Annotated in this window: 10 protein-coding genes and 2 pseudogenes; 5 read left to right on the top strand and 7 right to left on the bottom strand. The window is 75.0% G+C overall.

The window, feature by feature from the left end:
- Positions 1 to 53 precede the first annotated feature (53 nt).
- Positions 54 to 1,553 (top strand): threonine/serine exporter family protein, encoded by a 1,500-nt coding sequence (locus E3Z34_RS12690; RefSeq protein ID WP_134773901.1) that lies wholly within the window; start codon positions 54 to 56, stop codon positions 1,551 to 1,553.
- A gap of 22 nt (positions 1,554 to 1,575) precedes the next feature.
- On the opposite strand, the gene E3Z34_RS12685 is transcribed toward E3Z34_RS12690, so the two are convergent.
- Positions 1,576 to 2,292: a DcrB/PsbP domain-containing protein gene (locus E3Z34_RS12685; RefSeq protein WP_134773900.1), complete on the bottom strand. Its 717-nt coding sequence runs from the start codon at positions 2,290 to 2,292 to the stop codon at positions 1,576 to 1,578.
- Positions 2,293 to 2,457: 165 nt separating this feature from the next.
- Between E3Z34_RS12685 and E3Z34_RS12680 the strand changes: the two genes are divergently transcribed.
- A complete protein-coding gene (locus E3Z34_RS12680; protein WP_338043733.1) occupies positions 2,458 to 3,255 on the top strand; it encodes a PHP domain-containing protein in 798 nt (265 codons plus the stop codon).
- Here the strand turns inward: E3Z34_RS12680 and E3Z34_RS12675 are convergent.
- From E3Z34_RS12675 to E3Z34_RS12660, 4 genes and pseudogenes are all read right to left on the bottom strand, one after another.
- A pseudogene (locus E3Z34_RS12675) lies at positions 3,228 to 4,749 on the bottom strand (DEAD/DEAH box helicase). The gene E3Z34_RS12680 and the pseudogene E3Z34_RS12675 sit on opposite strands and share 28 nt — an antisense overlap.
- A gap of 254 nt (positions 4,750 to 5,003) precedes the next feature.
- Positions 5,004 to 5,285, bottom strand: coding sequence for a GlsB/YeaQ/YmgE family stress response membrane protein (locus tag E3Z34_RS12670; RefSeq protein WP_134773899.1), 282 nt, complete (start codon positions 5,283 to 5,285; stop codon positions 5,004 to 5,006).
- 178 nt (positions 5,286 to 5,463) lie between these two features.
- A complete protein-coding gene (locus E3Z34_RS12665; RefSeq protein ID WP_134773898.1) occupies positions 5,464 to 5,691 on the bottom strand; it encodes a DUF3107 domain-containing protein in 228 nt (75 codons plus the stop codon).
- Positions 5,692 to 5,752: 61 nt separating this feature from the next.
- Complete coding sequence (locus tag E3Z34_RS12660) at positions 5,753 to 6,415, bottom strand: TetR/AcrR family transcriptional regulator (RefSeq protein WP_134773897.1); 663 nt, start codon at positions 6,413 to 6,415, stop codon at positions 5,753 to 5,755.
- Positions 6,416 to 6,473: 58 nt separating this feature from the next.
- On the opposite strand from E3Z34_RS12660, the pseudogene E3Z34_RS20320 reads away from it, so the two are divergent.
- From E3Z34_RS20320 to E3Z34_RS12645, 3 genes and pseudogenes are all read left to right on the top strand, one after another.
- Positions 6,474 to 7,283 (top strand): annotated as a pseudogene (locus E3Z34_RS20320) (UvrD-helicase domain-containing protein); the annotation flags it as partial.
- Between the two features lie 1,117 nt (positions 7,284 to 8,400).
- Positions 8,401 to 9,651, top strand: a complete 1,251-nt coding sequence (locus E3Z34_RS12650) for a RecB family exonuclease (RefSeq protein WP_134773896.1) — start codon at positions 8,401 to 8,403, stop codon at positions 9,649 to 9,651.
- On the top strand, positions 9,648 to 12,944 hold the full coding sequence (locus E3Z34_RS12645) for an ATP-dependent helicase (protein WP_238695159.1): 3,297 nt from the start codon (positions 9,648 to 9,650) through the stop codon (positions 12,942 to 12,944). The genes E3Z34_RS12650 and E3Z34_RS12645 overlap by 4 nt, the downstream gene beginning before the upstream one ends.
- A gap of 105 nt (positions 12,945 to 13,049) precedes the next feature.
- Here E3Z34_RS12645 and E3Z34_RS18005 read toward each other — a convergent pair whose 3' ends face one another.
- Positions 13,050 to 13,487, bottom strand: coding sequence for a hypothetical protein (locus tag E3Z34_RS18005; RefSeq protein WP_158288680.1), 438 nt, complete (start codon positions 13,485 to 13,487; stop codon positions 13,050 to 13,052).
- Positions 13,436 to 14,665: a phosphotransferase gene (locus E3Z34_RS18000; protein WP_238695501.1), complete on the bottom strand. Its 1,230-nt coding sequence runs from the start codon at positions 14,663 to 14,665 to the stop codon at positions 13,436 to 13,438. Before E3Z34_RS18000 ends, E3Z34_RS18005 begins: the two co-directional genes overlap by 52 nt.
- Between the last annotated feature and the right edge of the window lie 49 nt (positions 14,666 to 14,714).

The following is a 14,714-nucleotide window of genomic DNA, read 5'->3' as shown; positions in this document are numbered from 1 at the left end:
CGATCACGGACACCTGGGACCGGCCGCCCAGGTTTCGCCCTACCCTGGTGGGGATGACCGAGCACCCACCCCGGACGCCTCCGCGCAGCGAGGTCACCGGCCCCCAGCGCATCTCCCGTCGGCAGCTCGCTCCGGCCTCCGGTCTCGGGCGGCACCTGCGGGACGCGGCCATCCACGTGGTCCGCACCGACTCACCGCCCACGGTGGCCCTCGGCGTGCGCTCGGAGGGGGACGTCGACGTCTCCCAGCAGCATGCCCGCGCCGTCATCGACCTCGCCCTGCGGGTCGGCGAGGCGATGCTCTCCACCGGCGCCTCGGCCGCCGACAGCGTCGCGACCGTGCTGCGGCTCGCTGGTGCCTACGGGATCGGCTCGGTCCACGTCGACGTCACCTACACCTCCATCTCGGTCTCCATCCACCGCGGGCTGGAGGAGGACTCGCTCACGGTCATGCGGGTCATCCCGACCCGGTCCCCCGACTACACCCGGCTGGAGGGCGTCCAGAAGCTCATCGACGACATCGTCGGCTCCGCCGGGGCCGGAGGCGCGACGCTGGACGTCCTCACCGCCCGGGAGCGCCTGCTGGCCGTCCTGGCCTCGCCGCACCCCTACCGGCGCTGGGTGGTCACCCTGGGCTCGGCCGTCATGTCGGTGGGCGTGGTGCTGCTCTTCGGCGCCGGCCCGGTCATGTGCCTGGTGGCCGCGCTGTCGGCGGCCACCGTGGACCGGGTGCAGCGCCTTCTCTACGGGCTCGGGGTCGCCGCGTTCTTCACCCAGGCCGCCAGCGCGGCCATCCCGGCCACCCTGGCGCTGGTGCTCTTCGCGGTCGAGGGCGACTTCGTGCCCTCGGTCGTGGTCATCTCGGGGATCGTCGTGCTGCTCGCCGGGCTGGGCGTCCTGGGTGCCGCCCAGGACGCGCTGGACGGGTACTACGTCACGGCGGGGGCCCGGGGGCTGGAGGTCGTGCTCATGACCCTGGGCATCGCCGTGGGCGTCGCCGTCGTCATCGGCATCGGCAACGCCTTCGGGGTCCCCATGCAGGCCAGCGCCGTGGTGGCGCTGGGTGGGTCCCCCCTCGTCAGCACCGTGGGGGCGGTCCTCATCGCCCTCGGTTTCTGCCTGTCCACCTACTCCGGGCTGCGGACCACGGTCGTCAGCATGATCACCTCGGCCCTGGCGTGGCTCCTCTTCGAGGTCGGGCTGCAGCTGGGTCTGTCCTCCCCGGGAGCCGTCGCGGCGGCCGCCGCCCTGGTCGGGGCCCTGGCCTACGCCGCCTACCGGCGGCTGCGGGTCCCGGAGTCGGCGGTGGCCACGGCGAGCATCGTGGCCCTGCTGCCCGGGCTCGCCGTCTACCGCGCCCTCTACCAGATCATGCAGAACACGGCCGCCACCGTGCCCCAGGCGGTCGTCTACTTCGTCGGTGCCGTCTCGACGGGCATCGCCCTGGCCGCCGGACTGGCGATCGGGAGCTTCTTCGCCCGTCGCCGGATGGGGCTGGACCTCGCGGGGCAGCGGGCCCGCCGACGGTCCGGGGGCAACCTGGTGGCCGGGTGAGGATCCGGTCCGTGCCGCCGGGTCAGTCCAGCCAGCGCCAGGTGGAGAGCATCTCGTCCAGGAGGTCTGCGGTGTCCCCGACCTGGCTGTCGACCACCGACAGGGTCACCGAGTAGAGGGTCCCGTCGTGGGAGATCCAGCGCTGGGTCTGGTGGATGGTCGTGTCGTTGACCTCCCGGACCACCGTGTAGCCCGGTGCCTGGTTCCCGTCCACCTCCACCGGGTCCAGGAGCTCGTACTCCCCGTCCTCGCCGGCCAGCTGCTCGGCGGTGTCCTCCACGGCGGAGGTGAGGCTGCCGACGTACTCCTCGCGCGTGACCACCACGTTGGTGAAGAACTCGTCGCGCCGCTCGCGGTCCTTGGCGGCCAGCACGATCGCCTCGCGCTGCTCCTCCGCGACGTTCTGCCGGGCCAGGTCGAGCGCCTGTTCCCAGCCCTCCGGGATCTCCACCTCGAAGGTGCCGTCCGAGGCCTCGACCGTCTCCACGCGGGGAGCCTCGGAGGTCTGGCTCGCCTCCTCGGGCGCGCTGGTGGCCTCCTGCTCGTCCGGGGCGGGCGAGGTGACGGACACCGCGTCAGGGGTCGTCGTGCGTGCCTCGTCGTCGGGGACGGTGGGGGAGACCGGGGTGCTCGGGGGAGCGCTGTCCAACGGCTCCTCGTTCGCGCACCCCGTCAGCACGACGGCGGCCAGCAGGGCGGTCGCCCCCAGGGTGCGCAGGGTTCGACGGGTGGAGGTCATGGTGCTCCTCGGGTGGGGTGCGCGACGCACCGGGGCGCCGCAGGGCAACCCCCAGTATGACGCGTGAAAGCACCGCATACGGTGTCCGTATGCCGTCGCTGCCGCCCCACGCCCGGATCGACCTGCACACCCACTCCTGGTTGCGACGGCAGCGAGAGCCCGGCGGTGGTGGTGCAGGAGGCGGCACGCGCCGGTCTGGACGTGGTCGCCCTGACCGACCACGACGTGGTCACCGGGTGGGCGGAGGCGGACACCGCCGGGCAGGAGTCCGGGATCACGGTCGTCCCCGGCATCGAGGTCTCGTGCAGCTGGCGGCGCGCCTCCGTGCACCTGCTGGCCTACCTGCCCGACCCCGGGGACCGCGCCCTGGGGGAGGAGCTGGAGCGGGTCCGGCTCAGCCGGGTCACCCGGATCGCGCGGATGGTCGAGCTGCTCGAGGCGGACGGCTTCCCGGTGTCCTATGAGGAGGTGGTCGCCGGCGCGGGGGACGAGGCCACGCTGGGGCGACCCCACGTCGCGGACGTGCTCGTCGCACGCGGGCGCTACCGCTCGCGCGAGGAGGCCTTCGCGGACGCCCTGTCCAGCTCCGGCCCCTACTACGTCACCCACCACGCCCCGGACCCGGTGCAGGCGGTGGAGCTGGTCGTGGCCGCGGGCGGGGCCGCCGTCCTGGCCCACCCGTTCGCGAGCGGCCGGGGGCTGGTGGTGGGCGAGGACGTCGTCGCGCAGATGGCCGAGGCCGGGATGGTGGGCCTGGAGGTGGACCACCGCGACCACGACCGGGCGGCGCGGGACCGCGCGGACGCCCTGGCCCGACGGCTCGGGCTCCTGGCGACCGGGTCCAGCGACTACCACGGGTCCGGCAAGCCCAACCGGCTGGGGGAGTTCACCACCCCGCCCGCCGTGCTGGAGCAGCTGCTCCGGCACGCGAGCGGTCACCGGCTGCTGGGAGCCTCTCCCTGACCGGTGCGGGTGGTGCGCCGCCGGCGGCGGGGGCGCGCGTCGGCACCCTGCTCGGAGCTGCCCTCCCGACGGGGCTCGGCGGCGCCGCCCTGGCGCCCCCGGCCGTCGGACCCGCCCGAACGGTCCCGGCCACCGGACCGGCCCTGGCGGTCCCGGCCACCACCTGAGCGGCCCCGACCCGATCCGCCCCGCCCGCCGGCGGACCGCCGGTCCGCCGGGTCACCGAGGTCCTCGAGCGTCTCCCCGGAGAGCCCCTCCCGGGTGCGGGCCGACTTCGGCAGCGTGCCGCGGGTGCCCTCCGGGATCCCCAGCTGCTCGAAGAAGTGGGGGCTGGAGGAGTAGGTCTCCTCCGGCTCCGGGTAGCCCAGGTCGAGCGCCTTGTTGATCATCGCCCAGCGGTGCAGGTCGTCCCAGTCCACGAAGGTCACGGCCACGCCCGTGGCCGGCCCGACCGGTGCGGCCGATGCGGTGCAGGTAGGTCTTCTCGTCCTCGGGGCACTGGTAGTTGATGACGTGGGTGACGTCCTCGACGTCGATGCCGCGGGCGGCCACGTCGGTGGCGACCAGCACGTCCACCTTGCCGGAGCGGAAGGCCCGCAGGGCCTGCTCGCGGGCGCCCTGACCCAGGTCGCCGTGGATCGCGGCCGCGGCGAAACCGCGGTCGGAGAGCTCGTCGGCGACCTTGGCCGCGGTGCGCTTGGTCCGCGTGAAGACGATGGTGAGCCCCCGACCCTCCGCCTGGAGCATCCGGGCGAGCATCTCGACCTTGTCCATGGCGTGCGCCCGGTAGGCGAACTGCTCGACGGCGGCCACGGTCTGGCGGTCGTCGCCGTCCTCGCTCATCGCCCGGATGTGGGTCGGCTGCATCATGTAGGAGCGGGCCATCGCGACCACCGCGCCCGGCATGGTGGCGGAGAAGAGCATGGTGTGACGGCCCGCGGGGGTGAGCGAGAGCAGCTTCTCGACGTCCGGCAGGAAGCCCGGTCCAGCATCTCGTCGGCCTCGTCGAGGACGACGGTCCGGGCGTGGGCCAGGGTCAGGTGGCCGCGGCCGGCCAGGTCGATCAACCGGCCGGGGTCCCCACGACGACCTCCACGCCTCGCTCCAGCGCCTCGATCTGGGGCTCGTAGGCCCGCCCGCCGTAGACCGTCAGCACCCGGATCCCGCGCCGGGCGCCGGCCTTGGCGAGGTCGCCGGCGACCTGGACGGCCAGCTCACGGGTGGGGGCGACGACGAGGGCCTGCGGGGCGCCCGGGCGCTCCAGCGCGGCATACCCCTCGTCCGAGGGGGCGACGACGTTGTGCAGCAGCGGCAGCCCGAAGCCGAGGGTCTTGCCGGTCCCCGTCTTGGCCTGGCCGATGATGTCGTGCGGGACATGGCGACCGGAAGGGTCATCGACTGGATGGGGAACGGGTGGGTGATGCCGCCGTCCGCCAGGGCGGCGACGAGGTCGGGGTGCAGGCCGAAGTCGGCGAAGGAACGGGTCTCGTGCATGGGGGAACTTCCTCGATCGTGGGACGACGCCGGGACACGTGGCTCGGCGACGGTCCGGGCCGATCGGGGACTTCCTGGGGGTGGGTCGGGCGACACGCCCGACCCTCAGCAACCGCTGCCAGACGTGGCAGACGGCCGACCGGGCACCGGTGAACCCCTCCAGCGTACCCGAGGGCCCGACGGGCCCGCCGGGAACGAGCGACGGCGCGCCCTCCGAGGAGGACGCGCCGTCGGCACGTGAGGGTGGGACTCGGTCAGCGGGTGACTGCGCGGTTCCCGCCACGGCGGGTGATCGCGATGTAGGCCGCCACGGCGACGATCGCGAAGATCGTGCCGAGGATCAGACCCCAGAAGCTGAACTGGTCGCCGGAGGTGCCGAGGAACTCGCTACCGACCCAGGCGCCGACCAGGGATCCGACGGCACCCAGCAGGATGGTCATCGGGATCGAGAGGTTCTGGTCGCCGGGGAGGATCAGGCGAGCCAGGGGGCCGACGATGCAGCCCACGATGAGGGCGACAATGATGGTCCAGAGCATGTGCGTGACCTTTCACGTATGTGGTGACGGAGGGACACCCCTCCGCCCGGCACCCGTCCAGAACGTCCGGGCACCCTCGTACAACACCTGTCACGCTAGTCGCACGGGGGCCCGGACGCCAACCAGGACGGCCTGCAACGGCGTGTCCGGGGCTGCGGGCAGGCTCCTGCCGGTGTCGTCAGTGCGAGCCGAAGCCGACGCGTCCCTTCTCCTGGGCGCCGATCTCGATGTAGCCGAGCGCGGAGGTGGGGACCAGCACGGTACGACCCTTGTCGTCCTCGAGCTCGAGCATCGCCGTGCCCGACGCGAGGGCGTCGGCCACGGCCGAGCGGACCTGCGAGGGGGTCTGGGCGGACTCGAAGGCCACCTCTCGGGCGACGTCCCGGATGCCGATGCGGACCTCCACGGGTTACCTCCTGCAGATTGACGTGGTTCCGGGCGGAGCGCCCGGGGGGAAGGACCACAGCCTAGCCCGCGGCCGCTCCGCCCCTCGCGGGCACGCCCCCCAGCCCGCGCCATACCAGCCGGGTCGTGAGCTCGATGGCGTGCTCACGCGTGAGCTCGTCCTGGTGGTCGAACCAGTGCTGCGCCGCGGTCTGGGCCAGGCCGGCCACCGTGGTGCCGACGAGCACGCACTCCTGCCAGCTCAGGTCGGTGTCGGCCGCCAGCACCCGTCCGATCGCCTCGCCGCAGGCGCGCCGGGTGTCGTCCAGCAGCTCGGCCACCGTGGGCTCGTGGATCAGGTCCGAGCGCAGGAGCAGGGGGTAGCCGGAACCGGGCTGGTCGATGGAGGAGAAGAAGCTGGTGAGACACGCCACGATCCGGGCGGCGTTGTCGTCGGTGGAGGCCAGAGCGCTCTCGACCGTGCTGACGATCTCGCCCGCGACGTCCCGGGTGATGGCCAGGTAGAGGTCGAGCTTGCTGTCGAAGTGTTGGTAGAGCACGGGCTTGCTCACCCCGGCGCGTTCGGCGATGTCGTCCATCGCCGTCGCGTGGTAGCCGCCCTCGGTGAAGGCGGCCCGGGCGGCGTCGATCAGCAGGACCCGGCGCTGCGCGCGGGGCAGCCGGGTGGGGGGACCTGACGGGGCGGACAGGGTGACCGGACCTCCTCGGTGGACGAGCGTCCTCATCCTAGGGCTGCGGGTCGGTGCCGGCGGGTGTGTCGCCGTCGGATGATGTGATGGGCGTATGCAGCCTCTCCCGCACCACGGGTCCGTGGACGGCGCCCCGGACCCCGCCCAGCGTGCCGTGCTCGGGCACGGTGGGGGCGCCCTCCTGGTGCTCGGGGCCCCGGGGACGGGCAAGACGCGGACGGCGGTGCGGCTGGTGAGGTCCCGGATCGCCGACGGCGTGCCGCCGGACGCCTGCCTGGTCCTGGCACCCACGCGGACGGCCGCAGCCCGGCTGCGCGTCAGCATCGGGGCCGGCCTCGGGCACACGCACACCGAGCCGCTGGCCCGGACCCCCGCCTCCCTAGCCTTCGCGGTGCTGCGTCTGGCGGCCTCCCGCGACGGGGAGCCGATGCCGCGCCTCATCTCGGGGGCGGAGCAGGACGCCGTGCTCCGCGAGCTCCTCGCCGGGCACGAGGAGAACGGCACCGGCCCCGCCTGGCCCGAGCACCTCACCCCTGCGCGCGCCACCCGGGGTTTCCGCGCCCAGCTGCGGGACCTCCTCATGCGCGCCGTCGAGCGGGGTCTGGAGCCGGACGACCTGCGCGGCCTCGCCGCCCGGCACGAACGCCCCGAGTGGGCCTGCGCGGCCGACGTCCTGGAGGAGTACGACCAGGTGACCGCCCTGTCCGATCCGGGCAGCTACGACCCCGCCTGGATCTGCACCGCTGCGGCCGACGCCCTCGAGGACGACGACGCGCTGCGGGCGCAGGTGCACCGCAGGGTGCGCCTGGTCGTCATGGACGACGCGCACGAGCTCACCGCCTCGGCGGCCCGTCTGCTCGACGCGGCCCGGCCACCGGGATGTCCAGCCGTGCTGCTGGGCGACCCGGACGGCACCGTCCAGGGCTTCCGCGGAGCGGTGCCCGACCTCTTCGTCGACCTCGCCCGCAGCTGGAGGCGGGCCGAGACCGCCCACCTGACGGAAGAGCCGGAAGGGGGGACCGTGGTGCTGGGGCACCGGCACGGCACCAGCGTCGAGGTCTCCGGCGTGTCGGCCACCGTCGCCTCGAGGATCGGGGTGGCGGGCTCCCAGGCGCACCGCACGGCGGTGGCGGCCGGTCCGGGTGGCCGGGCCTCGGTGGCGCTCGCGCGCAGCGCTGCCCAGGAGACGAGCCTGGTCGCCGGGTGGCTGCGGCGGTCCCACCTCCTGGACGGGATCCCCTGGGGGGAGCTGGCGGTGATCGCCCGCAGCGGTCGGCAGCAGGACCTCGTGCGCCGTGCGCTGGCGATGGGCGGGGTGCCGGTGCACGTCGACCGCGCCGGGGTCGTGCTGGGCCAGGACCCGGCCGTCGTGCCGTTGCTGCTGGCCTTCGACGTGGTGACGCGCCCGGTCGACGGTCCCGGGTGGGTCCTCACCCCCGCCGAGGCGGTCGAGCTGCTGACCGGGCCCCTGGGCGGGGTCGACCCCGTCGGCCTGCGACGTCTGCGGCGGCGGCTGCGGGTGGAGGAGCTTGGCCGGGGCGGTGCACGTGGTGCCGACGAGCTGCTCGCCGGGGCGGTGACCGACCCGGGCCTGCGTCTGGCGTCCCCCGCCGACGTCCCCGTCGACCTGGCGCCCCTGGTCCGTGTCGGTCGCGTCCTCGACGCCGGCTTGACGGCCCACGAGGGCACGGCCGGGACTCGCGGGTCCGCCGAGGAGATCCTGTGGGCGCTGTGGGACGCCAGCGGCCTGGCCCAGGAGTGGTCGGACCAGGCCTGGGCCGGGGGAGCGGTGGGCGGCCGGGCGGACCGGGACCTGGACGCCGTCCTGGTCCTCTTCGGGGCGGCCGAGTCCTTCGTCGAGCGCCTGCCCGGCGCCCGCCCCCGAGCTTCCTGGAGCACGTCCGCAGCGAGGAGATCGCGGCCGACACCCTCGTGGTCGGGGCACGGGCGCAGGAGGCCGTCGAGGTGCTCACGCCGCCGCCGCCGCCGGCCGTCGGTGGGAGCGCGTCGCCGTCGTCGGTGTGCAGGACGGCGTGTGGCCGGACCTGCGGCTGCGGGACACCCTCCTCGGGGCGGAGGCGCTGGTGGCCGCCTGCCAGGGGCGCGCGGTGGGTGGGCCCGAGGCCTGGCGCGCCGCACAGGCCCAGGTGCGCGACGACGAGCTGCGCCAGTTCCACGTCGCGGTCACCAGGGCCCGCGACCGGCTGCTGGTGACGGCCGTCTCCAGCACCGACGAGCAACCCTCCGCCGTGCTGGACCTGGTGGACCCCGGCTTCCGCGACCGTCCACCGGCCGACGCCGAGCCCCCGCTGACGCTGCGCGGTCTCGTGGGCGAGCTGCGGCGTGCCGCCGTGGGTGCGCACCGGGCGGGGGACCGGCCCGCACGGGACCGTGCGGTCCAGCTCCTGCGGCGGCTCGCCCAGGAGGAGGTGCCCGGCGCCGACCCGTCGTCCTGGTGGGACGCCCGCGAGGTCTCCTCCGACCGACCGGTCACCGCCGACCGGCCGGTCCGGGTCTCGCCGTCCCGGGTGCAGACGTTCCTCGAGTGCCCGCTCCGGTGGTTCCTCACCTCGCGCGGAGCCGATCCGGGCGGAGGAGCGGGGGCGGCCGAGCTCGGCACCCTGGTGCACGACATCGTCGCCGACCACCCCTCGGCCTCGCTGGCCGAGCTGACCGCCCAGCTGGACCTGCGCTGGCCGGACCTCGGGCTGCCCGCGGGGTGGGTCGCCGACGGGGAGCGGCGCCGCGCGCAGGAGATGCTGACCCGCTACGTCGCCTACAGCGAGCAGGCCCGGCTCGAGGGTCGGGAGCTCGTCGGGACCGAGCTCGACCTGGCGGTGTCGGTCCCCCCGGAGACGCCCGAGCACGGGCACGGCGTCCGCCTCGTCGGCACCGTCGACCGGCTGGAGCGGGACGGCGACGGCCGACTGGTCGTGGTCGACCTGAAGACCGGTAAGACCAAGCCGTCCGCGGACGAGGTGCGGGACCACCCGCAGCTGGCGGCCTACCAGGTGGCCGTGGAGGCGGGGGCCTTCGGGGCCGCCGGCAGCGGGGGCGCGCTCCTGGCCCAGCTCGGGGGGAGGGGGTCGGTCGTGCAGGCCCAGGCGCCGCTCGCCGAGGCGCCGGACCCCGCGTGGGCCCGCACCGTGCTGCTGGAGGCCGGCGCGGGTATGGGGGCGGGCCGGTTCGTCGCGCGGGACATGGGGCGGTCGTGCCGCACCTGTCCCGCGCGGTTCAGCTGCCCCGTCGCCGCCGAGGGGGGCCAGCGGTGAGCGCCGTGCCGGCGCGGTGGCCAGAGCCCCGTCACTCCGCGGTCGAGCTGTCGGCGCTCCTGGGCACCCCCACCCCCACCGAGGAGCAACGACTCGTCATCGAGGCCGCGCCGATGCCAGCCGTCGTCGTGGCGGGGGCCGGTTCGGGCAAGACCGAGACGATGGCCGCACGGGTGATCTGGCTGGTGGCCAACGGCTTCGTCGAGCCGCAGGACGTGCTCGGGCTGACCTTCACCCGCAAGGCCGCGCTGGAGCTGGGGGCCCGGTTGACGGGCAAGCTGCGCCAGCTGCGGGACGCGGGCGTGGTGTCGGCAGGCCGCGAGGAGGGCGACGCCGGCCGCTCCGACGCCTTCGACCTCCCGACGATCTCGACCTACCACGCCTACGCCGGGCGGCTGGTGGCCGAGCACGGCCTGCGCCTCGGGGTGGAGCCGGACGCCGTGCTGCTCTCCGAGGCGGCCTGCTGGCAGATCGCCCACGACGTGGTGCACTCCTACGAGGGGGAGATGCCAGGGATGACGGCGGCCGCCAGCACGGTGGTCAGGGCGGTGCTGGCGTTGTCCGGTGAGCTGGGGGAGCACCTGGTCGAGCCGTCCGAGGCCGTCGCCTACCTCTCCCGCCTGGCTGACCGCCTGGAGGACCTTCCCCACGAGGGGCGCCCGTTGAAGGTGGGGGCCGCGACGGCGGAGGACCTGCGGGTCCAGACCCTGGTCTACCCCCTCGTCGAGCGCTACCGGCAGGCCAAGGCCGCCCGCGGAGCCCTCGACTTCGGCGACCAGATGGCGCTCGCCGCCCGACTGGCCCGCGACGTCCCGGACGTGGGGACAGGGGAGCGCACGCGTTTCCGGGCGGTGCTCCTGGACGAGTTCCAGGACACCTCCGAGGCTCAGATGGTGCTGCTGACGTCGCTGTTCGGCGGCCACCCGCTGCCGGTGACGGCCGTCGGGGACCCGCACCAGTCCATCTACGGCTGGCGCGGTGCCAGCGCCACCACGCTCACCAGGTTCCCCCAGGAGTTCGCCGTCGACGGCGCCACCGCACCGGTGCTGCAGCTGAGCACCTCCTGGCGCAACACTCAGCGGGTCCTCGAGGCGGCCAACGCCGTGGCCGCACCGCTGCGGGAGGCGACGCTGGTGCCGGTGTCCACCCTGCGCCCCCGACCGGACGCCGGGCAGGGATCGGTGGAGGCGGCGAGGTTGCTCGACACCGGCGAGGAGGCCGAGCACGTCGCCGAGTGGGTGCACCACCAGTGGCAGGACCCTCGGGTCCGGACGGCCGCCGTCCTGTGCCGGGCCCGCGCGCAGTTCCCGGTGATCGTGGAGGCGTTGCGCAGGCGGGGCCTGCCCGTGGAGGTCGTCGGCCTCGGGGGGCTGCTCGACACCCCGGAGATCCTCGACCTCGTGGCGGTGATGTGGGTCGCCCAGGAGCCCACCCGCGGTGACCAGGTGATGCGGTTGCTCACCGGCCCCGTCTGCCGGCTGGGCGCCGCCGACGTGGACGCCCTCTGGGCCTGGGCCCGTGAGCAGGCGCGGGACCCGCGGGACGGCACCCCCACCGAGCACGAGCATGCCGCGGTCCTGGCCGAGGTGCTCGACCACCTCCCGCCCCGTGGCTGGGTCGGTCGCGAGGGGCAGGTCGTGTCCCCGGTCGTCGCAAACCGGGTGGCCTGGCTGGCCCGGGTCGTGCGCCGCGTCCGGTCCCTGACCGGGCTTCCGCTCGCCGACCTGGTCGTCGAGACCGAGCGCATGCTCGGCCTCGACATCGAGGTCGCGTCCGACCCGGACCTGCACCCCGCCTGGGGTCGGGCACCCCTCGACGCGCTGGCGGAGGTCGCCGCCGGGTTCTCCTCCGGCGCCGACCGTCCCACGCTGGGCGGCTTCCTGAGCTGGCTGGACGCGGCGCGGGAGCACGAGCGCGGGTTGGAGGACGCCCCCCACGAGGTCCCCGAGCTCGCGGCCGTCGACGTCGACCGCGGTGCCGTCCAGGTGCTCACCGTGCACGCGGCCAAGGGCCTGGAGTGGGACGCCGTCGCGGTGCCGGGGCTCGCCGAGGGGACCTTTCCCTCCGTGCGTGCGGTGGCCAAGGCGGTGGAGGGCGGGTGGCAGGTCCCCGAACCGGCCGAGAGGGGCTGGCTGGCCGGGGTGGGGAAGCTGCCCACCGAGCTGCGCGGCGACCGTCTGGGACGTCCCGACGTGGCGTGGTGGACCGTGCCGGACACCCGTCGGCTGCGCAGCGAGCTGGAGGAGGTCGCTCTCGAACGGGGGCGGTTCTCGGTGCAGGAGGAGCGCCGGTTGGCCTACGTCGCCTTCACCCGCGCCCGCGACCGGGTGCTGCTGACCGTCCCGGTGTGGTCCACGGGCCTCAGGCCCCGGGTGACGTCGAGGTTCCTCCTGGAGGCGCTCGGGTCCGGAGCCGTCGACGAGGGCGTCTGGGTGCCGATGCCCGACCCTGACGAGCCCGACCAGTGCGTCAACCCGCGCGCTGCGGACGCGGCGAGCGCGGACTGGCCCCTGGAGCCGGGGGCCCGGCGTGAGGCCGTGCGCGGTGTGGCCGCGGCACTCCTGACGTCGGGGGTGGCGGCGCCGGAGGGTCAGGTCGCGCTGCCCCTCGCGCTCGATCCCTGGGACCGGACCCTCGAGCTCCTGCTCGCCGAGCGGGAGGAGCGACGCCGGGTCCCTCGGGACCCTGACATCCCGGAGCACCTGTCGACCTCGGCGCTCGTCGAGCTCGCGGCCGACCCGGTGTCCTTCCGGCGACGGTTGCGCCGTCCCCTGCCCTCCGCCCCGGCGCCGCACGCCCGCACCGGCACGGCGTTCCACGCCTGGGTCGAGGCCCACTACTCCTCCGCGAGCCTCGTCGACCTGCACGAGGTGGACGGCGCCGACGGGTGGGAGGCCACCGCGGACATGGAGCGGCTGCAGCAGGCCTTCCTCGACAGCGAGTGGGCGGACCGGACCCCGCTCGAGGTCGAGGTCGCCCTCGAGACGACGCTCGCCGGGCGGACCGTGCGGGGGCGGATCGACGCCGTCTTCCCCGACCCCGACGGCGGTGTCACCGTGGTCGACTGGAAGACGGGTGCGCCGGGCACTCCCCAGCAGCAACGGACCAGGTCCTGGCAGCTGGCGGTCTACCGGCTCGCCTACGCCCGGCTGACCGGGCGCGATCCCGCCCTGGTACGCGCCGCCTTCTTCTACGCGCGCACCGGGCAGACGGTCCGACCCGACCTGCCGGACGACGAGGAGCTCGAGGCGCTGGTGACTGAGGTCGTCGGGGGCCACGACGAGGAGGGCTGACGCGTCCGGGGCACGCCCGGACGCGTCAGCGGGCGCGCGGGTGGGTGGGGGTTGGTCGCCGGCCCGATCTGGACCATGGGCAGCCCGGCCCCGGGCCGCGCCGGGTCAGCGGTCGTCGGGTTCCGGGGTCGGCATGCCGTAGAGCTCCTGGAGCCTCTCCTGCTGGTCCCCGGCGAGGTCGTCGCCGGACGCGCCGGACACCTGCTGCGTCGCGGCCTCGTCGGCCGGGCGGTCCTCCCCATCGCCGCTGTGAGGTCGGTCCTCCGCTTCTGCCGGCACCGCGAGGTCCGGGGACGGGGAAAGGTCCGGGGAGTGCACGAGGTCCGGGGACTGCGCAGGGTCCGAGGGGTGCGGGAGGTCCGAGGACTGCGCAGGGTCCGAGGGGTCGTCGACCACCTCCGCCGACGTCGTGCCCGTGCCATCCTCCACGGGCTCGCCGAGATCAGGGACGGCGTCCTCGGTCATCCCGGTCGGGCGGTCCGGAAGGTCGGTCAGGGCACCGACCACGGGCACCTCGGCCGTCCGGTCCTCGTCCACCGCCACCTCGGGACGGTCGGTCCCCTCGGGGGCGCCCCCGCCAACCTCGACAACCCCCTCGTCCTCGGCGGCTCCGACACGATCAGCCTGCTCGGCCTGCCCGTCACCCGCCCAGCCGGGCTCCCCACCTTCGTGCAGGGTGAGCCCGGCGCGTCACCCTGAGGGACCGGCCCGTCGACCACCCCGGCGTCCGGCAGGCCGGCGGAGGGCCTCGCGCCTCGCACGCTCCCGGCGCCGCGGGCGGTCACCGGCACGAGGGAGTCGTCGTCCTCCGTGAGCCGGTCCATCCGGCGGAGAGACTCCACGATCCGGCGGCTCAGGTGCTCGTCCTGCTCGGTGACCGCCCGAGCCAGCCCGCGGAGCCGGCTCGTCTCGGCCACCAGGCGGGCGCGGGCGTGCAGGTAGGCGTCGGGGCGCTGCGCCCGCGCGAGGGCGTAGGCGTCCAGCACCGACTCCCACGCAGCGGGTGAGGCGTTGGCGTAGAGCTCCGCGAGGTCGATCGCCGGATCGGCCACCATCGCGTCCTCCCAGTCGGTGACGGCCACCACCCGGCCGCTCGCGGCGTCCTCGTCCCCGAAGGCCACCAGGACCGTGGCCCCCCGGAAGGCCCCGTGCACGGGCACCGTCGCGAACTGCCAGAGCGGGGCGGCGTCGAAGGCCTCCTCCCAGCGGGCGAGCAGACCGGTGGGCACCCTCCCGGTCTCGGCAGCGCGGTCGACGTCCGCGATGAGGCGCTGCCGGCAGCCGGCGCTGTCGAAGACCGGGACGTCCTGCTCCTCGAACACCCCGCGGGGGATGTTGTGGATGGCGGCCACGGTCCGGCCCACGGCACTGGCCAGTCCGGTCCCGGCGGGCAGGTGGGTGAGGTCGAGCGGGAACCCCTCGACGTGGGGGTAGACGACGGCGTGGCCGTCCTGCCCGACCGAGGCGTACCCGACGGGGGCGGGCACCTTGAACGGGACGTGCCGGGACAGCTGACGCACCAGCTCGTCACCCCTGCGCAGCCGGGCCCCCGCGACAGGGGTCAGGGGGGAGCGGACCAGCCACCGCCGGCCGGTCGCATCCTCGACCACCGCCTGCTGGTGATCGGGGTCGTCGGTCCGGACGACCCCGGCGACGGCCACCGGTTTCATGCCCGGCACGGCGGCGCTCGCCAGGGCGGCCAGGGCCAGGTCGCTGCGCATCACGCGTCCACCGTAAGCGCTCGCCCCACCCGCACGCCGCAGGAGGCCC

Source organism: Ornithinimicrobium flavum (assembly GCF_004526345.1).
GTDB classification, from domain to species: Bacteria; Actinomycetota; Actinomycetes; order Actinomycetales; family Dermatophilaceae; genus Ornithinicoccus; species Ornithinicoccus flavus.
The sequence above is the reverse complement of the archived record's forward strand: the minus strand, read 5'-3'. Positions and strand labels throughout refer to the sequence as shown.